Annotated in this window: 21 protein-coding genes; 6 read left to right on the top strand and 15 right to left on the bottom strand. The window is 69.7% G+C overall.

From position 1 onward, the window contains the following. Position 1: 1 nt before the first annotated feature. Positions 2-373 (bottom strand): hypothetical protein, encoded by a 372-nt coding sequence (locus ASF18_RS17580; protein WP_056353488.1) that lies wholly within the window; start codon positions 371-373, stop codon positions 2-4. A 480-nt stretch (positions 374-853) separates the two neighbouring features. Between ASF18_RS17580 and ASF18_RS17575 the strand changes: the two genes are divergently transcribed. Beyond that, complete coding sequence (locus ASF18_RS17575; RefSeq protein ID WP_056353484.1) at positions 854-1327, top strand: cupin domain-containing protein; 474 nt, start codon at positions 854-856, stop codon at positions 1325-1327. A 14-nt stretch (positions 1328-1341) separates the two neighbouring features. On the opposite strand, the gene ASF18_RS17570 is transcribed toward ASF18_RS17575, so the two are convergent. Then, on the bottom strand, positions 1342-4797 hold the full coding sequence (locus ASF18_RS17570; RefSeq protein ID WP_056353482.1) for an SbcC/MukB-like Walker B domain-containing protein: 3456 nt from the start codon (positions 4795-4797) through the stop codon (positions 1342-1344). Between the two features lie 379 nt (positions 4798-5176). On the opposite strand from ASF18_RS17570, the gene ASF18_RS25095 reads away from it, so the two are divergent. Further along, entirely contained in the window at positions 5177-5305 is a 129-nt protein-coding gene (locus ASF18_RS25095) for a hypothetical protein (RefSeq protein ID WP_280138946.1), read from the top strand. Between the two features lie 4 nt (positions 5306-5309). Here ASF18_RS25095 and ASF18_RS17565 read toward each other — a convergent pair whose 3' ends face one another. From ASF18_RS17565 to ASF18_RS17555, 3 genes are all read right to left on the bottom strand, one after another. After that, complete coding sequence (locus ASF18_RS17565) at positions 5310-5945, bottom strand: DUF4194 domain-containing protein (RefSeq protein ID WP_056219257.1); 636 nt, start codon at positions 5943-5945, stop codon at positions 5310-5312. Between the two features lie 127 nt (positions 5946-6072). Beyond that, positions 6073-6342, bottom strand: a complete 270-nt coding sequence (locus tag ASF18_RS17560) for a hypothetical protein (RefSeq protein WP_056219253.1) — start codon at positions 6340-6342, stop codon at positions 6073-6075. Positions 6343-6546: 204 nt separating this feature from the next. Next, on the bottom strand, positions 6547-7935 hold the full coding sequence (locus tag ASF18_RS17555; protein WP_056353479.1) for a Wadjet anti-phage system protein JetA family protein: 1389 nt from the start codon (positions 7933-7935) through the stop codon (positions 6547-6549). 152 nt (positions 7936-8087) lie between these two features. Here ASF18_RS17555 and ASF18_RS17550 point away from each other — a divergent pair, with 152 nt between their 5' ends. Beyond that, entirely contained in the window at positions 8088-8735 is a 648-nt protein-coding gene (locus ASF18_RS17550; RefSeq protein WP_056353476.1) for a PRC-barrel domain-containing protein, read from the top strand. 14 nt (positions 8736-8749) lie between these two features. Then, positions 8750-8995 carry a hypothetical protein gene (locus tag ASF18_RS17545; RefSeq protein ID WP_244472742.1) on the top strand — a complete coding sequence of 82 codons (246 nt, stop codon included), beginning with the start codon at positions 8750-8752 and terminating at the stop codon, positions 8993-8995. Positions 8996-9196: 201 nt separating this feature from the next. Here ASF18_RS17545 and ASF18_RS17540 read toward each other — a convergent pair whose 3' ends face one another. The 5 genes from ASF18_RS17540 to ASF18_RS17520 form a co-directional block, all read right to left on the bottom strand. After that, on the bottom strand, positions 9197-9544 hold the full coding sequence (locus ASF18_RS17540) for a hypothetical protein (protein ID WP_056353473.1): 348 nt from the start codon (positions 9542-9544) through the stop codon (positions 9197-9199). Positions 9545-9686: 142 nt separating this feature from the next. Then, the gene (locus tag ASF18_RS17535) at positions 9687-10457 is read right to left on the bottom strand and encodes a heparin lyase I family protein (protein WP_056353470.1); all 771 of its coding nucleotides are present in this window, start codon (positions 10455-10457) and stop codon (positions 9687-9689) included. Positions 10458-10721: 264 nt separating this feature from the next. Beyond that, positions 10722-11546 carry an extracellular solute-binding protein gene (locus ASF18_RS17530; RefSeq protein ID WP_056353467.1) on the bottom strand — a complete coding sequence of 275 codons (825 nt, stop codon included), beginning with the start codon at positions 11544-11546 and terminating at the stop codon, positions 10722-10724. After that, on the bottom strand, positions 11519-12235 hold the full coding sequence (locus ASF18_RS17525; RefSeq protein WP_056273084.1) for a phosphate ABC transporter ATP-binding protein: 717 nt from the start codon (positions 12233-12235) through the stop codon (positions 11519-11521). Before ASF18_RS17525 ends, ASF18_RS17530 begins: the two co-directional genes overlap by 28 nt. A 4-nt stretch (positions 12236-12239) precedes the next feature. Then, positions 12240-12935 carry an ABC transporter permease gene (locus ASF18_RS17520; protein ID WP_056353461.1) on the bottom strand — a complete coding sequence of 232 codons (696 nt, stop codon included), beginning with the start codon at positions 12933-12935 and terminating at the stop codon, positions 12240-12242. A 73-nt stretch (positions 12936-13008) separates the two neighbouring features. Here ASF18_RS17520 and ASF18_RS17515 point away from each other — a divergent pair, with 73 nt between their 5' ends. Beyond that, positions 13009-14001 (top strand): substrate-binding domain-containing protein, encoded by a 993-nt coding sequence (locus ASF18_RS17515; RefSeq protein ID WP_056353458.1) that lies wholly within the window; start codon positions 13009-13011, stop codon positions 13999-14001. Here ASF18_RS17515 and glp read toward each other — a convergent pair. The 4 genes from glp to ASF18_RS17495 are packed head-to-tail and all read right to left on the bottom strand — an operon-like array spanning position 13977 to position 18905. Continuing rightward, entirely contained in the window at positions 13977-15230 is a 1254-nt protein-coding gene (gene glp / locus ASF18_RS17510; protein WP_056353455.1) for a gephyrin-like molybdotransferase Glp, read from the bottom strand. The genes ASF18_RS17515 and glp overlap by 25 nt on opposite strands. Next, a complete protein-coding gene (gene mobB, locus ASF18_RS17505) occupies positions 15218-15763 on the bottom strand; it encodes a molybdopterin-guanine dinucleotide biosynthesis protein B (protein WP_056353450.1) in 546 nt (181 codons plus the stop codon). Before mobB ends, glp begins: the two co-directional genes overlap by 13 nt. Beyond that, positions 15760-17739: a molybdopterin biosynthesis protein gene (locus ASF18_RS17500; RefSeq protein ID WP_056354524.1), complete on the bottom strand. Its 1980-nt coding sequence runs from the start codon at positions 17737-17739 to the stop codon at positions 15760-15762. The genes mobB and ASF18_RS17500 overlap by 4 nt, the downstream gene beginning before the upstream one ends. Before the next feature lie 8 nt (positions 17740-17747). Then, on the bottom strand, positions 17748-18905 hold the full coding sequence (locus ASF18_RS17495) for a molybdopterin-binding protein (protein ID WP_082487682.1): 1158 nt from the start codon (positions 18903-18905) through the stop codon (positions 17748-17750). Positions 18906-19080: 175 nt separating this feature from the next. Between ASF18_RS17495 and ASF18_RS17490 the strand changes: the two genes are divergently transcribed. Further along, positions 19081-20388 carry a c-type cytochrome gene (locus ASF18_RS17490; RefSeq protein WP_056354518.1) on the top strand — a complete coding sequence of 436 codons (1308 nt, stop codon included), beginning with the start codon at positions 19081-19083 and terminating at the stop codon, positions 20386-20388. A gap of 7 nt (positions 20389-20395) precedes the next feature. Here the strand turns inward: ASF18_RS17490 and ASF18_RS17485 are convergent, their stop codons facing one another. Then, the gene (locus ASF18_RS17485) at positions 20396-20899 is read right to left on the bottom strand and encodes a GNAT family N-acetyltransferase (protein ID WP_082487678.1); all 504 of its coding nucleotides are present in this window, start codon (positions 20897-20899) and stop codon (positions 20396-20398) included. Between the last annotated feature and the right edge of the window lie 15 nt (positions 20900-20914).

Raw genomic sequence — 20914 nt, 5'->3', positions numbered from 1 at the left:
GTCACACACTCCCGATCGCAAATTCGTCGTGGGCCCTCACGACGTCCCAGGGGATCGTGGGCTTCGCGAGCCAAGCCGCGTCGCCGAAGCCCCGCGTGATCGGATCCTCGCGATGGCAGGTCGTTGGCAGAACGAAGGTCACACTGTGCCTGGGGAAACACCGAAAGGGCTTTGAGCGGTCGCCATCCTGGCGCCGTGGCTCGATGACGGGCGGATCGACGCGTTGGCGCCTCCGAAGCGCCTCGGTCGCCGCCGCCGTCGTCAGCGGGCCGGCAACGCGAGAAACGGCCTTCCGGAGGATTTCGTACAAGTCGAGGGGGAGAATCGTGTCGCTTTCGGCGACCGGCCCCCGTGATGTTCCGGCTTCTTCCATCACTCGACCCTGTTTTCGAGACGGAGCCAGATCCCATCAGACCCGGAACACAAGTAAGCCCCTTATCCATTATCGATGCAAGTGCAGTTGCCGATTTCGATCCGCAAGATTCCATGCGTCAACTGTGTGTGCGATACGAAACAATCATTTGTTAGACGTAGAGATTTGTCCAAAATCCATTACACGAAGATGTGTCGCGCTGACGTGATGGATCAGCCATCGGATATGCAACTTAAGATAGATGCAAAACCGTGGGTGTTCCGCGGGCCGGAAACCCAGCGGCCGCCATGGCTCCGCGCCATGGCGCTCACCGACAAATCATCCACTAGTATCGATGAAAAACGACATGTTGGTTTATGCATTCTGCACTTAAGGATCCATTCAGTCTTCTGTTCAAATCAAGCGCCGAAAGTCGATGATTGCATTGCGGTTCGCATGCGGACCCATGACTTTCGGTCGGAGAGGGTCAGAGGATCTCGAATGGAAATTGCACGCCTGCTTCACACTTTCGCGGGTCCTGTGATGGCCCTCGTCGGCACGCTGCCGTCGTGGCGGCGGCCCGCCGCACCTCCCCCGGTGCTGGAGGGACCGGTCGAGCGGACCTACGACTTCCCGGCGCTTCAGCCGCGGGAATCCGCGTATTGGCCTGAGCGCTCACACATCCTGTTGGGCAAGCCGGAGCAGACGGCGACCTACGTCTACAGAAGCCCCGACGGCCTGTTCGCCGCCGGCATCTGGACCTGCCAGCCCGGCAAGTTCCGCATCGACTTCGGCCGGGCGGAGTTCATCCAACTGATCGCGGGCGTGGTGACGGTGACGGACGCGGAGGGCGTCGCGAAGACCTACCGGGCCGGCGATGCCTTCGTCACGCCGGCGGGCTTCTCCGGCACCTGGGATGTGATCGAACCGGTCAAGAAGCACTTCACCTGGTACGGTCCCGAGCCGGTCTGGTAGGGCGGCCTAGCGCCCTACTCGGCGGCGTCGGTGATCCGGAAGCCTTCGATGCCCTGGCGCTCGGGATTGATCGCCGCCAGGGCGCGCTTGGCAGCTTCCAGGGGGTGTTCGGCCTCGATTCGCACGGAGGAGAGATCCGGGCTCTTGTAGACGGTAACGATGGTGTCCATCACCTCGGTCAAGGTCGTCCGCTTGTCTTCCGGGGCCGCGATCAGCAGTTGCAGCCCCCACGCCTGATAGAGATCGACCAGGGCCTGACTGTTGCGCACGTCGAGCTTCGAGAACGCCTCGTCGAGAAGGCAGAGGCCGAGGCCGGGGTTCTCGTCGCCGGGTCGGTCGCCCGGATAATACGCCGAGGCGAGCGACGCCGCGATGGCGACGTAGAAGGGCGCCTGCGCTTCGCCGCCCGACCCTCGCAGCGCGCGGTTCGACATCGTGGTGCGGTTTCCCGCCCGATCGCGCATGCCGATCTCGTAGACGAAGTAGTTCCGGTAGTCCGCGAGACGCGCGGCGCTCTCTTCACCGGCGATCAGGGCGGTGATCTCGTCGATCGCCGCCGCGAGCGGGCCATCGGGAATCGCGCCGCCCTCGTCCGGCAGGATCGCCTGGGCCGCATCCGGCGAGCGGGCGACCTCTGTCGCCAGGGCATGGACGGCGGCGTAGCGCCGATCCACCTCGGCCTCGAAGGCATAGGTCTGCCCCGTGAAGGTCTGGCTCGACAGGCGCTCGTTGAGGGCCTCGAGCCGGGCGCGTACGCGCTCGAACTTGTCCGCGAGCCGGGTCAACAGGTCTTCGATCATCAGGCGGCGCATCTCGCTCTCCGCCCGCCGCGCCTGGTCCCGGTAGCGCCGCAGTTCGTGGCTCGCCACCTCGTCATGGGCCCGCTTCGCCCAGCCGTAGCCGAAGGAGGCCGGCACGTCGCCCGCCCCCAGCGGATTTTCCACCCGCCACTGCACGCAGTACTCGGCGAGGTCGCGCTCGGCCGCCCTGCCCTGCGTTCGCGCCGTCTCCGCCGCTTCACGGGCTCGCGCACGCCCGGTATTGGCATGGCTCGCCAGCGCCTTGGCGTCGAGATCCGCACGCTCGGCACGCAGCGTCGCGAGCGCCTTCGGGTCGAAGGCGTCCGGACGCACGAGCCGGATGCGCATGCTGTCGCCGCCGGCCCAGCGCTGATACGCGGTCCGGCGCGCCTGGAGCGCAGCACGGGCGGCCTCGCGGCTCGCCGCAACCTTGGCCTTCAGGCCGGCCTCCTCGCCCAGCAGCAGGTCTCGCTTCGGCTCCAGCACCTGGACAAGCTCGGTGAGATAGGCCGAACGCTCCTTGGCGAGCTCCGCGAGCTCGGCCTCCAGGACGCCGGTCTCGGCCCGCTCGACGCTCTCCCGCTCCGTGGTCAGGCTGCGGCGTCGGCCCTCGATCGCGTCCGCCTCGGCGCGCAATTCAGCGAGATCCAGGTTCGTTTCGGACAGGCGGCGCGCGAGGGCGGTCCCGATCCGGGCCGCTTCCCGCAGGACATCGGCCTCTGCCCGAGCTCGGCGCGCCTCGGCGACCGCTTGCTCCCAATCCTGGCGGCTCTCTGCGGTCGGACCCCGGTGGCCCCGGGTCATCATGAGCTGGACCGGGCGCACCACCGAATAAGCCATGCCCGAGGTCGAGCGCCCGCTCGGGGCCACGGCCCGGCTCATATGCGTGAGGGCCGCGTCGTTCGGGGCGAGATCGTAGCCGCCGAGGCGCGCGCCGAGGAAGGCCTGCGCGTGGGGATCGGCCGTCTCGATCAGGGCGAGCGGACCCTCGTCGTCGCGCCCGCCGCGCCGCCGGGCCGTATCGGTCGTCTTTACGAGGAGACAGCGGTAGAACTGGCTCTTGCGTGCTTCGAGATGCGCGAACGCATCGTTGAGGCGGTCTGGTTGCACGACCAGCGCCTCGCGGGCGCCGCCGAGGAGGCCCTCGAGGGCCTGCCCCCATTTTGAATCGATGATCTCGGCCAGCTCGCAGATCGGTGTCGCCACGATGCCGAGGCGGGACAGCTCTTCGCGGAACGCCGCCACGTCCGAGGACAGACGCGGCGCCGCCCCGCGCCCCGCGCTCGGTGCCGGCGCGCGGGACTGCGCCTCGTTCTCCAGGGCGCGGGCGCGCAGCGCCGCGTCCTCCGCCGCCCGCTCGAGGGGTGCGGCGATCGGGGGCATTCCAGCCAGTCCGGCGAGCAACGCGGCGAGCGATCCGTCGGACCGCAGCGTTTCCTCGGGATTGGCCTCGCGTCGAAGACCCGATCGGGCGCAGGCCTCCACCAGGCGGGCGGCTTCGGGCGAGACCGTGCGAATCGTGCCGAGGATCACCGCGAGCTTGCCGGTGTCGAGGACGATTCCGACCAGTTCGGCGACCCGGGCGGCCAGGTCCCGTCGGTCGCGGGCCAGCATGGCGAGGCCGGCGTTCGAGGCGGCGAGGCGCCCCTCGGCGGCGGTGCCGGCGAGCAGCGCCTTCTTACCCGCGATCTCGCCGTCGATTTCGCGCACGAAGCCCTGGCTGGTGGCGACGCTCTCGCGCGCGATGCGCAGGCGCTCGGCGACGTCCTTGAGGGTCTGGCGGGCGGTCACGGTGTCGATGATGCGCCGACGCAGGTCCGCATCAGCGGCGCGCAGGTCTCCGAGAACCGAGGCGAGGCTCGCCTCGGCCCAGGTCTCGTAGCGCCCGACGATCCGGGCGAGGTGGGCGAGGCGCCGTTCCAACTCCTCGATGGTCTCGAGGAGGCGCCGCCAGGTCTCCACCGATTGCCGGATGCGGGCGACGTCCAGGGGCTCGGGTTCGAGCACGAAGGACCGGACGAAGGCCGAGGAATCGAAGATCGGCTTGAACGCCACGGCGTTGGAGAAGGTGCGCAGGAAGTGGCGCGGCTCCGGCACCGCCGCGCCCTCGCGAAGGTTTCGGAGGAGTTCGGCGGTGAAGCGCTCGCCGGACGCTCGGTACTCGTCGAAGGTGCTCCCGCGGGTGCGCAGGTCCTTGGCGATCTCGGCCCAGGGCGCGACGAAGCTTCCGCCCGGCGCCTCACGGACGTAGTCGGCGACCTCGAAGCGGTGGCCGACATGGACGAAGCGGGACAGGGTCGTCTCGCGGCTGTCTTCTGCCCGGGCCGCCAGGGCGAGCCCGGCGGAGACGACGCGCCCCGTGGTCTCGTTCTCGAAGACCAGGACGATCAGTGTCTCGCAGGCTTCACGGGTAGGGCGTCCGCCCTCGGCCGGATCGCTGATCCAGCCGAGGCAGTAATCTCGCACGGTCCGGGCGCTGCGTCCCGAGGCCGAAGCGTTGAGGGCGAGGCGGCTGGCATTGTTGCCCGCCAGCACCGTGCCGACCGCATCGAAGATGGTCGACTTGCCGGCCCCCGTAGGTCCCACCAGCGCAGCCGCGCCCCGGATCCGAATCTGCTCGCGGCGGATCAGGTACCAGTTCGAGAGGACGATATCGGTAAGGCGGTACACGGCCGGCGCTGACGATCCCGAGTTCGAGAAGACACCCCTCGCATGAACGCTGAGCGCCCGGGATGCAAGCCGGCGGGGCCGCCGGCCTGGGGACGCGGCACCGCTGGGCGAGAGTCGGGACGATCCCACGCTCCCCGCGCCGCGTCGCGTCGTGGGTGGCTGCGGAGTTGGGACTGGCGAGGGAGGCGATTAATGCGGCAATCTCCTCCAAGGCGATGTTGCGCTGACTCAGCGAGAGGGGGCGGTGGACCCGGAAGAACCCGGCGTCCAGGACATCGGCCGGCGCCGTTGGGTCCTCCGAGCGGATCGTCGGTACCGCTCGATCGCGCCTGTTCCGGCCGCATCCCGCGATGGTCGCGCCGCCGGGCGACCGGAACCGATGCTCGAAGGCTGCAAGCCAGGGGATTGCGAGGACAAGAACGCCCTCGACGCGGTGGGCGATCGACTCTCACCGCGGATGCGCAGCCTCCTCGATTTCCTCGGCAAGCGCGTGCGGATCGACGCCTGAGACCTCACGCCTCCTCGTCGCCGCGCGCAGCCCCCCAGGCTCGGACCTGATCCATCCAGGCGTCCGGCGACAACACCGCGATCCCGGGCATCACCATCAAGGGTGTGATCTTCTCGACCTTGTCGCGTTCGCCCAGGCGCAGGGCCCCCTTGCGCGCGAACAGACGGAGGATCTCGGTGAGTCGAGCCTCTTCCGGCGGATCGCTACGCGTAGCGGTGCGGATCGATTCGACGATGTCGTCGGTCGTGCATTCCACGACACCCTCGGTGGTCACCCGGTGGGCACGCAGGCCTTCCTCGTAGGCGAGACGAAGGGCGAGCAAGACCAGAGTCTCGTCCTTGCGCAGGCGCTCGGCCTGGGCATCGTGACGGACGCCCTCGGGCGGAACCCGCAGGCACACCATCTGATCGCGATGCATCACGTCGAACTGGTAGCCGAGGCACGCGAAGTAGGCTTGGAAGAAGGGCGCGTAGTGCCGTGCGAGCTCATAGGAGCGCCCGATGCCCGGTGTTCCGGCGTAGACGCATTGGCTCTTCAGGAGGACCTGAAGCGCCCGGGTCAACTCCTCTTCCGAAGGCGCGCGGGCTCCGGGCGGCGGCAAGTCCTCACCATCGACGATGGCGCGAAACGATTCGAGCATGGCTGGCCTCGCGGTCGCGGGATCTACCCGCACCGGCCGGTTTCTCTAGCGCCTCGCGGCGACGCGCGCCAACGGTCGTGGCCGCGAGCGGGTCCGCGAGAGTGCGACGCCAGTTCCGCGATGTCGTTCAGGCCGCGACGGCCGGCGTCGCACGGAAGAGCGAGAGGCAGGCCGTGTCGCGGTGCATGCTGAGGATCGAAGCGCGGTCGAGCGAGGGATTCGCCGCGAGAACGCGCTGGACCTCGGAAACGATCGCCTCGTAGCGGGCCGGATCGTAGTTCGGCTCCAGCGGGCTGACCGCAATGTAGGTCTCGACCACCAGGACCCGCTCACAGCGCTCCCGGCCGACTTCCGCGGCAATCCAGGCGGACTTGATCAGGCATTTGGCGCTGGTCATGGACGAACGCTCCCGCAGTCTTCTCGAATTTCGTGTCGCATCGCGCGAATGAAATCCAGCGGAGCATGAACCCGTCACAGTATTTTGCCAAGGCCCGGGATTAAACCGGGATCATCAATTCAACCGTTCGCGACGAACGCCGTCGCGCAGAGAATTCGGCCGTGAAGGCAGCATAGCCGCGACCGGACTCGGACGGCCCCGGATCTAGCGGCGCAGCGCCGGCGCCCGCTCCAGCAGGAAGTCCGGGCAATCGAGCCAGCCATTCGACACCCGACCCTCCATCCGCGAAAGCCGATAGCGGCCGCGCAGGCTCCCGTCGAACAGGACGTCGATCTCCCGCAGGCGCTGGAACACGACGAAATCGTCGACGTCGGCGATCCGGATCTGGGAGCCCCGGATGGTGCGCTCCGGCCCGAGCCGTGCCTCGATGAAGGCCACGATCCGCTCGGGCGTGACCGCGACGCGCTCCCGGAACGCGTCCTTGGCGGCGATGAAGGCTTCGATAACGGGATCGATCTCGATCTCGGGCAACGGCTCGGATTCGATCGCCGCCCGGCGCAGGCGCGGTGCGTAACAATGCGGCTCGCCGATCGGGGTACGGAACAGCGAGACCTGGGGATCGGGCAGGCTGGCGAGGTCGTCATCGCCACCAGCCACCGCGCGCAGGGCCGCGGCCGTGCGCTCGATCCGGTCGGAATCCCGATGGTCCAGGTAGCGCAGCGTGGCGGCGATCCGGCGCTCGAGCCGGGCGACGATGTCGGCGACCACGTCGAGGTGGCGATCGAGACCCTCGAAGATCGCCAGGATCTCGGCCAGATCGCCGCGGACGGCGCGCTCGGCCGTCTCCCGGTCGGGCGCCCGCCCCTCCCGGAGACCCGCATCGGTCAGGGCGCGCAGGGTGAGGGGATCGCGCAGGGCACGGCCGGCCTCGCGCACGATTCCCGACCGGAAGCGGAAAGGATTGAAGCGGGTGTGCAGCGTCCGGTAGTCGCTGACGAGGTGCCGCGCGACGAACTCCTCGAAGTAGAGGCGCAGGGCGACGCCCTGATCCGCCTCGCGCAGGATGCGCTCCTCGCTCTTGCGCATCGATCCAGCCAGGCTGCGCAGATGACTGAGGAAGGTACGGGCCGACTTGGCCGCGTTGACCAGGGCCTCGGATCGCTCGGCTGGGTTGGCGATCGCGCTTTCCAGACTGCCCAGCACGTCGAGGACGGCACCGCCGTAGGAGCGCCGCTCGCCCCTGTCGAGCCGCGCCAGTTCCTCGATGACCATCCGGGCCTCGGGGTCGAACTCGACCACTGGAACATAGCGCTCCCGCCGCTCCACCAGCCAGCCGGCATCGAGAAGGCGGCGATAGACGACCGAGCGGCGCTCGCTCGGTTCCACCGTGCCGGAGGCGTCGTCGTCGATCTCCCGGTCCACGAAATCGGCGGCGAAGTCACCGATCGCCGTCAGAAGTTCGCTCTTGCGCAGGGGTTCGGCGGTGTCCCCGAAGACCCGACCGTGCAGGTGCAGCAGGAGCGCCGCATTGAAGGCCCGGCTCGGCGAGGCGAGCGGCTTGAACAGGTCGTCGGAGAGGTGTGTGAACAGCATGGCGAAGCCGGCAGAGATCAGCCCTGCCCGGCGCGGAGAGTCAAATCGCCGGAGGGGTGGCGCGCGGATCGCCCTGAACTCAGGACGTGAACCGCGCGTTGTCCACCGGTCGTTCGCGTTCTGCGAAGCCAGTTGTTTTCGTGGAGTTTGCGATGTCTGTCCGCCGCCGGAGTACCCTGCTCCTCGCCCTGTCCGTTCTCGCTCTGCCGCTGGCGTCCGGGGGGCCGGTCCATGCACAACCGGCCTCGGACGGAACCGGCGCCGGGTTTGCCCAGCCGCAGCCGGGGGCGATGCGGGGATCCAAGATGATCGGCCTTCCGGTGGTGGGCATGGACCATGTGCGGGTCGGATCGATCGAGGACGTTCTCATCGGCGACGCCGGGAAGGTCGAGGCGGTGGTGATCGGCGTCGGCGGCTTCCTCGGAATCGGCGAGAAGCTGGTGGCAATTCCCTACGACTCGCTCGCGTGGAACATGAAGGACGTTCCCCTCACGCGTGGGCCGACCTCGGTGGTCACGCCCGAGACGAAGCCCAGCACCGAGGCCGCAGCCCGCGTGCAGCCCGAGACCATGCCGGGGGCCGACACGACGCGCGAGGTCCTGGGCGCCGTCCAGAACAAGCACACCGATCAGGTCACGGCGACCACCGGCACGGTCGACGAAAACCGGAAGGCGCCCGCCGATCGCGCCACGGTGCTGGCCGGCGGTGTGCCCGTCGAGGCCGAGATCCGCATGACCAAGGCACAGCTCAACGCGGCGCCGGCCTTCCAGTACGGAGCGGCCCGCCAGGCCGACAAGTAGCCGTGGAGACCACGATGACGATGACCCGAACTCTCACCACGAGTGCCTTCCTGTGGACGGCAACGCTCGGAAGTGCGCTTGCCCAGCAGACCAATCCGGCCCCACCGATCCCGGAGACGGGACCCGCCGGCTCGAATTCCGCCGCCGCCAACGCGGCGGCGACGGATTTCAACTGGATCTGGCTGAGCCTCGCCATCGCGGTCGTCGCGCTGGCAGTCTGGTACGTCGCCCGGCGCCGGCAATCGGGAAACATCCGCTGAGAGCACAACGCCCGTCGATCCGATCGGCAATTCGTGAATGCCGTTTCCGCGAGAGGGCAACGGCGTTCATCGAACCGACAGCTCACGACGCAGATGCTCTGCCCATTCAACCGGGCCCGAGGGGCTCAGAAATCGGACGAGGTTCAGCACATGACCCAATCCAAATTCACCCTCGCCACCTTATCACTTTTTCTCTCAGCCTCAGCGGTGCTGCCGGCCCTTGCGCAGTCTGACGCAGCGATTCAGCGCCGCGACAACGGGCGAGCGGCTGCGGAGCGCCGCGATCTGAACCGCGCTGAGCAATCGAGCGCCGATGATCGCAGGTCCGTCGGGACGGACCGGGCCAGGGAATACCATGATGGCGCAGTCTTGCGCCGAGACGAACGGCGCGGAGACCGAGCCGCCATCGCGCGGGATCAGGCGGCCGTCAATCAGGACGGGGCAGGTCTGCGCAGAGACAATCACGCTGCGGCTGTCGGTCGGAGTGCCGTGAACCGAGATCGTGCCAGGGCCGATCACGGCGCTGCCGTCGTCCGTCGCGATCGGCACTGATTAGATGAGAGCGCCGGGCAATCGCAGGATTGCCCGGCAGATCGATCCGGGAAACCGTCCTGCGGCACCGTTCGGACCGCAGGTGTGACGAGGTGCGGCCCGGAGGACTCGTCGTTCGTACGAGCGGCGGGTCCAGCGACTACTCAGCGACGCCTTCCACGACGTTCACGAAGCGCGCGCTCAGGCCCTCACACCCGGGGCACCACGGCGAGCGATAGAGGCCGTAGGCGAAGAAGCACCCGGCGAAGTTGGCGTAGCCCGTCGGGCCGGCGTAATCGACGATGAGCTTGTCATCGACTCTCACTTTCAGCAGGCCCTCGCCGCCGGCCCCGTCCGCGAAGTCAATGGCGACCGCATAGGAGCGATCCCGCTGCAACGGGACGACGGCCTCCGGTCCCAGATCGACGTGGCGGCCTTGTTCCTGAGATCCGGCCGTGGGGAAGGTGGCGAGATCGACGTAGAGGACTTCCTCCCGAGCGTGAGGGGCCTGCGGCCTGACCCCGATCGAGAAGGGCGGATTTCGCCAGCGCTCGCCCGGGCTCGGGCGTGCGTTGTATTGGCTGATGATGCACCAATCGTGCGTCATCAGCAGGCCTGGGAGAACGTTGATCGTGAAACTGGCCCGCATTGTTTTTCCGGGTGGATGAACATCGCGTCGACTTGCGTCGAAGACCGCCATCGCCCTGGCCGGCGCGTCCCGCAGCCGGCCCGCGTAATGACGCGCCTCATTCGCGGAAAGGTCGCCCTTCTGGATGCTGAAGGTTCGCACCCTTCGGCCATCAGACAACTCGTCCCTGCACGCCCCTCGGGTGACAGGGAGGTCGAACCGCCATGCCGGCAGGATGAAGCGGACCCCGTGACCGTCTTCCAGGATCTCCTCGCCGTCGGTGTGCTCGATGAACTCGGTCATGATTCACCGATAGGCCCTGGAGCGAGATGGCGGCAAGGCACTCGACGTGGCGACGTCCGCATGCCCGCATCGCATCCCGATCGGTGTCAGGGCGCGCACCCTGCGCGACGCATTCTCGTCGCGCATCGCCGCAGCCGGCAGGCTTGCGGGAGCCGACGTCACCCGTCTTGAAGCAAAGATCCATGAACGATTGCCCCGCCCGGAGGGCAGCTCGACCCGACGCTTTCCCCGATGATCCGGCTTTCCCGTACGAAAGCTTCGGCCCTACTTGCTCGCGTTGGGGAAGAACAGCTCCTTGCCCTCGATCTTGTAGCTCGCGATCGCCGCCTGCCCCTCTTGTGAGATCAGCCAGTCGATGAAGGCTTGGCCCTCCTTCGCCTTCACGTTCGGATGCTTGGCCGGGTTTACCAGCATCACCCCATAGGGATTGAACAGGCGCTTGTCGCCCTCGACGAGAATGGTGAGATCGCCGCGATTCTTGAACGCGAGCCAGGTCCCGCGGTCGGCCAAGAGGTAAGCGTTCAGGGCCGAAGCGGTATTGAGGGCCGGTCCCATGCCCTGGCCGATGTCGCGGTACCAGTCGCCCTTGATGTCCGCGAGATCGACGCCGGCTTCCTTCCAGGTCCGCAACTCGGCACTGTGGGTGCCGGACCGGTCGCCGCGCGAGACGAACGGAGCCTTGGCCACCGCGAGCTTGCCGAAAGCCGCGACCGCGTCGCCCCCACGGACACCGGCCGGGTCGGATTTCGGTCCGATCAGGACGAAGTCGTTGTACATCACGTCCCAGCGCTTCGTGGCGAAGCCCTCGGCCAGGAACTTCTCCTCGGCCGGGCGATCGTGCACCAGAACCACGTCGGCATCGCCCCGGCGGGCCGCGTCGAGGGCCTGTCCGGTGCCGAGGGCCACGACCTTCACGGCGATGCCGGACTTCGCCTCGAAGAGCGGCAGCAGGTGCTTGAACAGGCCCGATTGCTCGGTGGACGTGGTGGAGGCAACGACGATAGAAGCCGGTTCGGCTCGGACACCGGATGCGGCACCGAGCGCGAACAGGAGGCCGAAGGTCAGGAGGCCGCGGCGAAGGATGTCCAAGGAAGTTCTCCGGTGATGTAGGCCCGCGTTTCGGGGGCCCGGGGCGAGGTGAGAAGCGTGCGGGTCGGACCCTGCTCGACGGCCCGCCCTCGGGCGAGCACGACGACGTCGGCGGCGAGCCGCGTGACCTGTCCGAGATTGTGGGAGACGAGCACCACCTTCGTGCCCTGCCGGGCGATCTCGGCGATCAGGCCCTCGACGAGTTCGGTGGCGCCCGGATCGAGATTGGCTGTCGGCTCGTCGGCGAGGAGGAGATCGGGTTCGACCGCCCAGGCCCGCGCGAGGGCGAGGCGCTGCTGCTCGCCGCCGGAGAGGCGGGTCGCCGGCGCCGAAGCCCGGTCGCCGAGGCCGACGCGCGCAAGGGCAGCGTGGGCGCGCCGTGTCCGCTCGATCCGCGACAGGCCGAGGGGCGTCAGCGCGAGGGCGACATTGGCGAGCGCGCTGGCCCGCAGGAGAGCCGGGCGCTGGAAGACGAAGGCGCGCCGCACAGGGCCGGCGCCGACGATCCGCACCGACCCGGCATCGGGTGCGAGCAGGCCGTCGATGACGCGCAGCGTGGCGCTCTTGCCGGCGCCGTTCGGCCCGATCAGCGCCGTGATGCCGGCGGCGGAAATCCCGGCGCTTAGGCCATCCAGGATAGTAGTGCCGTTCCGGGCGAGCGCGAGGTCGCTGAGTTCGATCGCGGGCATCGGCTCAGCCGTAGGCGCGCGCGGCGTGGGCGCGCAGGGTCGCCGCCAACGCGTTGATCAGGATGACGAGCCCGATCAGCACCAGCCCGAGCGCGAGGGCCAGACTGAGGTCGCCCTTTTGGGTCTCCAGAGAGATCGCCGTGGTCATCGTGCGGGTGTGACCATCGATGTTGCCCCCGACCACGAGGACGGCGCCGATCTCCGAGATCGCGCGCCCGAAGGCGGCCAGGGCCGTCGTCACGAGGGAGAAGCGCGTATCGTGGATCAGCGCGAGCGCCCGGCGCGGGGCCGACAGTCCGAGCGAACGCAGTTGCTCACCGAGATGCGCCTCAGCATCGGCGACCACCTGCCGAGTGAGCGCCGCGACAAGGGGCGTCGCCAGTACGGCCTGGGCAGCCACCATCGCGCCCGGGGTAAACAGGAGACCGAGCGACCCCAGCGGGCCGGAGCGCGACAGCACGAGGTAGAGCACCAACCCGACGATCACCGGGGGGAGCCCCATGAAGGCGTTCAGCAGCCCGACCAGGACCGATCGCCCCGGAAACATGGCGACCGCCAGAAGGGCCCCCACCGGGATCCCGATGCCGAGCCCGATGCCCACGGCGGTGAGGCTGACACGCAGGGAAAGCCACGCGATCACGAGGACATCGCGGTCGAGGGTCGCCAGACGCGAGATCGTCTCCTGAAAGGTCTGAAGCATCGTCACCGGGCTGCACGGGGCCTCGCGGGATGATACGGGGGAGCGGGAAAGATCAATAGGAAAGACTTTGCCGATGCGCGTATCGACGCCTCTCACGCTGCAAGCCGATGGCGATTGGAACGGTCTCGCGCTGCGGCCGACCTTCGCCCTGCTGCACGCGCTTTCCACCTCCACCTCGCTGCTCGTCGCCGCGCGAAGACTCGGAGTTTCCTATCGTTCGGCCTGGAGCCGGGTCTCGGACCTCGAAGCTGCCCTCGGACAACCGGTGGCGATCAAGACCAAGGGGCACGGCACGGTGCTCACACCGTATGGCCGTACGCTCCACGCGACGCTGTCAGGGATGTACGATCGGCTCGGCCCCCTTCTCGCCGCCGAGGCGGACCGGATGACGGATGCCTTGCGCAGGCTGGAGGCCCGTCAATTGCCCCCCCTGAGGCTCGCGGCGAGCCACGATCCGCTGCTTCTGGGTGTCGTCGAAGCCCGGGCGGACGTCGAGCTCGCGATCGCCGGAAGCCTCGACGCTCTGTCGCATCTTCGTACCGGGAGCGCGGATGCGGCGGGCTTCCACTACGGCTCCGAAGGTCCGGCCCCGGATCCCTTCGGTGCCGTGTTCCGCGATCCGGACCTTCACGTTCGACCGTTGTTCCGGCGTCAGCAAGGCCTGATGCTTCCGCCCGGCAACCCGCACGGGGTCACCGGCGTCCGCGACATCGCCCGCCTGGACCTGCGCTTCGTGAACCGCCAGCGGGGTGCCGGGACGCGCATCTGGTTCGAACGTCTCTGCGCCGAGGCCGGGTTGGAGAGCCGCGCGATCCGGGGGTCGCAGACCGAGGAATTCACCCATCAGGCCGTCGCCGCGCTCATCGCCACCGGCACCGCGGATGTCGGCATGGGGACACCCGCGATCGCCGAGCGCTTCGGCCTCGCTTTCCAGTCCCTGGGCTGGGAAACCTACTTCCTGGCCGCCCGCACCACCGTCGACGAGGCGTTGTTAACGCAATTGACGGAGGCCGCCGGACGAGCGGCGTCCGTCACCCTCGGCTACCAGAGCACGGCGTGCGGATAGAAGGTGAGGATGTCGCCCGCGGCCACGGCCGTCACCGTTTCGTCGAGTTCGACGAGGCCGTCGCTCTCCGTCAGCGACGAGAGCACACCGGCACCTTCGCGGGGGTACTTCACGGCCTCCAGGACGGCATCGGGCCCGAGGGCGACGCTGACGCGGACGAATTCGCGCCGGCCCGCCTTCTTGCGATAGGCGAAGGCGGCCCGGATGGGCTGGCCGAGGGGTGCAACGTCGTTTGCGCCGCCCAGGCGCGCGAGGAGTGGGCGCACCACGAACAGGAGCGTGACGTAGACGGCACCGGGATTGCCCGGCAGCCCGACGAACGGCGTACCGTCGACAACGCCCATCGCGACCGGACGGCCGGGCTTGATCGCAAGGCGCCAGAACATCAGCGCGCCGACCGCCTCGACGGCGGCCTTCACGTGGTCCTCCTCACCGGTGGAGACACCGCCCGAGGTCAGGATCAGGTCATGATCCCGGGCCGCTTGCCGCAGGCGCGCCGCGAGGGCATCGGGTTCATCGCGCAGGATGCCGAGATCCGCGACCTCGGCTCCGAGGCGGGCGAGCAGGGTCGCGAGCATCACGCGGTTCGAATCGTGGATCGCGCCGGAGGGAAGCGGCGCGCCCGGCTCTGTAAGTTCGTCGCCGGTGGAGAACAGGGCGACCCGCAGGCGCGTGCGCACGGCGATCCGGTCATGGCCGGAAGCGGCCGCGAGGGCGAGATCCTGTGGCCGCAGACGCCGCCCAGCCGGGATCGCGCAGGCCCCGCGGGCGATGTCCTCACCGGCGTCTCGAGCGTTGGCGCCGCGTTTCAGCCCGGGGGGCAGTACGACGACGTCGCCCTCGCGGCGCACGTCCTCCTGCATGAACACCGTGTCGGCCCCGGGCGGCATCGGAGCCCCGGTGAAGATCCGGATCGCGCCGCCAACGCCCGAGATTCCCTCCGCGGCCGTCCCCGCGGGGAGCCGACCGCGGACCGGGAGCCGCGTCTCGCCCTCCAGGCTGAGGTCACCGTGGCGGATCGCGTAGCCGTCGACGGCGGAATTCGGGAATGGAGGCACGTCATGGAGCGCCAGGACGGGCTCGGCCGCCACGCGTCCATCGGCCAGCCCGAGCGGCAGCCACTCGGTCCCGGCCAGGATCGGCAGGCGCTCGCCGATCAGCGCCACGGCGTCCTCGATGCGCATCAGGGCACTGCCGAACGCGAAGCAGTCGTCGGTCAGCTGGGCCATGGTCCCTCCAGGTGCGCCAGCGCCGTCTCCAGCGGTTCCGACAGGGCGAGGACGAGGTCGGCGATTCGCGCGATGGCGTCGAGATCGACGATTGGCACCGGAGCATCCGTGAAGGGCTGGTCGCTCGCGACCGCTACGATCCGGGGATCGTTGGGGTAGATCGGCGGCTTGCCGTTGGCGGCGCGGTGGACCTCGAGCTTGGCATGCACGTCGCGCTTGAAGCCCTCGACGATGACGAGATCGCAGGGCGAGAGCCGGCGCAGGAGCTCGCCAAGCCGCGCTTCCCGCTCGGCGCCGATCTCGTGGATCTGGACCCAGCGCCGCGACGACGACACGATGACCTCGGACGCCCCTGCCTCGCGATGGACGTAGGAATCCTTGCCGGGATGATCGACGTCGAAGGCGTGGTGCGCGTGCTTGATCGTCGCGACCTTCACGCCGCGCGCCGCCAGCAGCGGGATCAGCCGGGACAGGAGCGTGGTCTTGCCCGCGCCGCTCCAGCCCGCGAGGCCGATGACCCGGGCGGGATTCACGGCGCCTCCGCGGGCGAGAACCCGGCTTCGCTGAGGAGGGCGCGGGTCTCGGGATCGCGCAGGCAGGCGAGGAAGGCGGCGAGTGCCGGCCGTTCGCGGTGCTCGGCGCGGTAGGCGAAATCGTAGCGCTCATCGGCGAGCGGAAGGAAACCGAGGCCGTAGGCCCGTGCCACGGTGGCGATGGCGACGCCCCAATCGGCCCGCCCCTGGGCCACTGCCGCCGCCACGGCGTTGTGCGAGCGCGGCTGGTTCCAGAACCCGGGCGGACGGGCGCCCTTCAGGAGGCCGTCGACCAGGGCGCGGGTGCCCGAGCCGGTATTCCGGTTGACCATCACGATCTCGGGTTCGGCCAAGGCCGCGGCGACAGCCTCGTCCGGCAAGCAGCCCTCGAACAGGGGATGGCCGGGCTTGAAGACAACGCCCTGCAGGCGTCCCCAGCCTTCGGCCAACTCCAGTCCGGGCCCGAGGAACGGCCGGTTGTAGATGCCCGTCTCGGTGTCGAGGAGATGCATCGCGGCGAGGTCGCACTCCCCCCGGCCCAGGGCGGCGAGCCCCCCGGCTGAGCCGACCCAGATGGGCCGTGCACGAAGTCCGTGCTCCGAGAGTCGCCCGATCACCCGGTCGAGTCCGACGCAGTGACTGCCGATGATAGTCAGATCCGGCGGCCGGACGCCGGCACCGAGCCGGGTGACCGACACGGTTTCCCCGGCCTCCAGGCCGGCCCGGGCAGCGGGAACTGCGAAGAAGCCGTCGGCCTGCGAGAAGGCCGTCACCGAGCCGGATCCCTTGGGCAGCGGCAGGGCGCGCAGGCCGCCCTCCGTCTCGGCCAGGGCGGTCATCACGAATTCCGTGCGCCCGCGCTCGGAGGGCACGCGCTGAGGCAGGATCGCCGTGACAAAGGTGTCCTCCCGCGGCGCCAGGCCGGCCATCGCCCGCACCAGCGGCACCACGACGTCGTGGAACGTGAACATCGCCGACGTCGGAAAGCCCGGCAGGACGACCACGGGCGTCTGTCCCGCGACCGCGAGGCAGAGGGGCTTCCCGGGTTTCAGGGCGACCCCGTGCACGAGGATGCCGGGTTCGCCGAGGCGCTGAAGGATGCGGTGCGAGACGTCGCCGGCCCCCTTCGAGGTCCCCCCCGACAGGACGACGATGTCGCTGTCGGCGATGGCGGTGCGGAGGGCCGCGTCCAGGGCGGCCTCGTCGTCGCGAACGATACCGAGTGGCCAAACGGTGCCGCCGTTCTCGCTGACGGTCGCGGCCACGATCGGCCCGTTGGAATCGTAGATCGCCCCGGGCTTCATCGCCTGGCCCGGCGCCACCAGTTCGTCGCCGGTCGAGAGAATCGCGACCCGGGGCCGGCGGACGACGTCGATGGCGGCGAGGCCGCAGGCGGCCAGCATGCCGATCTCGCGTGCGGTGATCGGCATGCCCTTGCGCAGGACCGTCTCGCCCGAGGCCATGTCGGCCCCGGCATAGCCGATGAACTGGCCCGGCCGGGCCGGACGGACGAGGTCGATCGCGAGGCTGTCGGGGCGGAACTCGGTCTGTTCGACCATCACGACCGCATCGGCGCCGCGCGGGACGACTCCGCCGGTGGCGATCGGCGTCGCGGTGCCGGGGGCCACGGCCATGACCGGCGCGACCCCACAGGCGAGGATCTCGCGGTTCAGGATCAGGCGCCGCGGCCGCGCCTCGTCCGCGCCCTCGGTATCCGCAGCGCGCAGGGCGAATCCGTCCACGAGGGCGCGATCGAAGGGCGGCACGTCGATGGGCGAGGCGACGTCGTGGGCCAGGACGCGCCCGAGTGTGTCGACGAGGGACACGGTCTCGGCCGCGAGGGCTGCGTGCGGCACCGCCGAGCGGAAGCGCGCGAGGGCCTCTTCCCGGCTGACCACCGTGAGGAATTGCTCCTGGCGCGCGGCCTGCGCCAGCCGGTCCAGGAAGGCGTCTTCCGCGGCGGTGTCGGCGGGCACGGCGTCGCTCACAGCGCGAGCCCCGGGACGACGCGGCCGGCCGGATATCCTTCCGATTCCGGTCCGACGAGGATCGCCGCATCGGCGTGGATCAAGCTGGCCAGCGCAAGGTCGCTGCCGCCCAGCGGCAGAAGGCCGTCAGGCATCCGGCGGGCGAAGACGATCTCGCTCATGCCGATGGTGGAGGCGATCTTGCCCAGAAGCGGTGCGCCGCTTCCCGCCGGAGCCCGAGCTCCGGACAGGCTCGCGATCAGCGGGCGCGCGAGGGCGACGAAGGCGCCGAGCGCCGCGTCGGGCCGCCCCGGCAGCAGAATGACGGGCCGTCCTCCAACCTCGCCGAAGCCCGCGGTGTCCCCCGGCTGGAGGGCGATGCCATGCGCCCGCACCGTTCCAGCCAGGGCCAGTCCGGCGGAGGCGTGGTCGCTGTGTCCGAAGCCCGTCCCGCCGATCGTCAGAATGGCGTCGCCGTCCTGTATTCTGAGCACATCCGCGATCGCGTCCGGTGTGTTGGCGGCCACGATGCTGAGCACCAACGCGCCCGCCGCGGTGATCCAATGCGCCAGGAGGGGGGAGAGCGTATCGGCTTCGGGCGCTCCCGCGACGATCAGGGTCAGGCGGGGACGGCGTAGGGCGAGACTCGCGAAGCCGGCCGCCTGTAGGGCCAGCCGGTGCAGGGCCGTCACCCGCTGACCGGTGGCGAGGAGCAGGGTGCCGGGCGAGGCTTCGGCACCGGCCGTACGCACGCCCTCCCCCATCGGGACATCGGCCACGATGGACGATCCCTCGATGGCTTCGGGGGGCAGGATCGTGTCCGCATCCTCCGGCAACCGCGCGCCGGCCTCGACCCAGGGCGGGCGGCGCACGACGAGAATCGGCGCGAAGGGCGAGGCGCCGACGACGTCCGCGCCGCGCACGGCCCAACCGTCCCGCAGGGCCGTCGCAAATTCCGGAATGGCCCGCGGCGCATGGCAGTCGACGGCGCCGGTCCCGCCGAGGCCCTCGGCGAGCGGCACCGCCTCCGGTGCGACCGGGACAAGGTGCTCCGTCAAGAGACGAACGGCCTGCGTCAGTGGCATGAGGGCCGAGGATGCGGTCCGGCGCGGACCGGGTGCCGCTGCGGGCGAGCCGGCCTCCGGTTCGAGGGCGCTGCGGTCGGATGCGATCATGCGTCGAGCGATGCGCCATCGCCGAGCGATGATCAAGCGCCCCCCGGGTCTCCCGCGTCACCGGGTCCCGGCTCCATGCAGCGACATCTCTCTGGCGGATCGTCTAAATTCGCGCGCCGGGCCGGTATCCCGGCGTTTCCTCGCGGGGGATTCAGTGCAGGTATTCGGCAAAGCCTTGGTCGATCGTGTCCCGTCCCGGCGGGCACTCGCACTCTGCTTCCTCGCGTCCCTTGTCTCAGGCTCACCCGCCGCCGCGCAGTTGCGCGGCCACGGCGGCCCGGTTCGGGCCCTGGCGGTCGCGCCGGGGGGTGCTCTCGCGATCTCGGGCGGCTTCGATCAGGCCGCGATCCTGTGGGCGATCGACAGCGGCAGCGCGCTCACCGTCCTGCGCTTTCATGACGGGGCCGTAAACGCGGTCGCCGCCTTGTCCGAGGGCGGCTTCGTCACGGCCTCGGAAGACGGCCGTATCGCGCTCTGGCGCGCCGGCCAACCCGAGCCGGAGCGGGTCTTCACCGAACATGCGGGGCCGGTGGCGGCGCTGGCGGTCTCGCCTGACGGATCGCTGCTGGCCTCGGCCGCCTGGGACGGAACCGCCCGGATCCGCCCGATCGCCGGCGGCCCGGCCCGCGTGCTCGCGGGGCACCAGGGCAACGTGAACGCTGTCGGCTTCCTGCCGGATCGGCGGCCGGTCACCGCCGGCTACGACGCCACCGTGCGGATCTGGCCGCGGGCCGACGACCCCGCGGGCGTGCCCATCGTGGTCACGCTGCCCACCATCCTGAACGCGCTGGCAGTGACGCCGGACGGCGAAATCGCAGTCGCGGGCGGGGACGCGGTCGTACGCCTGTTGCACCCGGACGGATCGGTCCGCGCCTCGGTCGATGTCGGGCCGAACCCGGTCATCGCGCTCGCGCCCTCCCCCGATGGCCGCCAGATCGCCGCCGCCACCGCCGGCGGCGCGGTCGCGGTGATCGACCGGGAATCGGGTACGATCCTGCACCGCCTCGTCGGGCCGGGCCTGCCAGTGTGGTCCATCGCGTGGCGCCCGGACGGACGCGAACTCCTCACGGGCGGCAGCGACCGAATGATCCGGCGCTGGGATGCCCTGAGCGGCGAGCCGATCGGTCCCCTGGCGATGCCGCGTCCGTCAGATGCCCTGGCCGCGTATCACGGGGACCGGGGCGCCGAGGTGTTCCAGGCCTGCGTCGCGTGTCACGCCCTCACCCCGGAGGACGGCCCCCGCGCCGGCCCCACGCTCGCCGGCATCATCGGCCGGCGCATCGCCACCGCGCCGGGCTACCGCTATTCCGACGCCCTGAGGGGCATGGACATCGTCTGGGACGCGCGCACCATCGCTCGGCTCTTCGAGGTCGGCCCGACCCGCTACACACCGGGGACGCGGATGCCGGAGCAGACGATCAACCGGGCGGAAGACCGGGATGCACTCGTGAAGTTCTTGGAGAGCGCGACGGCGACGCGCTGAATTCGGCTCACAGTGTCCGGATCATGTAACGGGCCTCGCCGCCGTAGCTGGCGAGCGTCCTCGCCGTCGCGTCGCCCGGCGCGCAGCTTCGAAAGCCGTGGCGCTCCCAGAACCGCACGGTCCCGTTGACCGCCACCAAGGCCAGGTCGTGCAGCCCGGCATCCCGCATCCGGCCGATCAGGAGCGCCAGACCCGCTCTGGCCTGCCCTGCACCGGCGAGCGCCGGGTCGATGCCGAGGTCATGCAGGTAGGCAGCGCCCTCCGCCGACGGCACGGGCGCGAGTGATCGGTTCAAGGGCGGAACTCGTCCAAGCGGCCAGGGATACGCAACCGCATACCCCGCGACGCCTGCATGCGCGTCGCTCAGAGCCAGACACAGGCGGGATCCCAACACGAGCCGTTCGCCGAAATGCGCCGCATCCTCCGGATGGTCCGGGAACAGCCGGTCGGCCAGGGCGACGACCTGTACGAGATCCCGTTCCTCCATGCTCCGCCACGTCCAGTCGCCCATGGCAGCGGCCGATCC

This window comes from Methylobacterium sp. Leaf89 (genome assembly GCF_001422215.1).
Taxonomy (GTDB): Bacteria; Pseudomonadota; Alphaproteobacteria; order Rhizobiales; family Beijerinckiaceae; genus Methylobacterium.
This window is presented reverse-complemented; position numbering and strand designations above follow the sequence as displayed.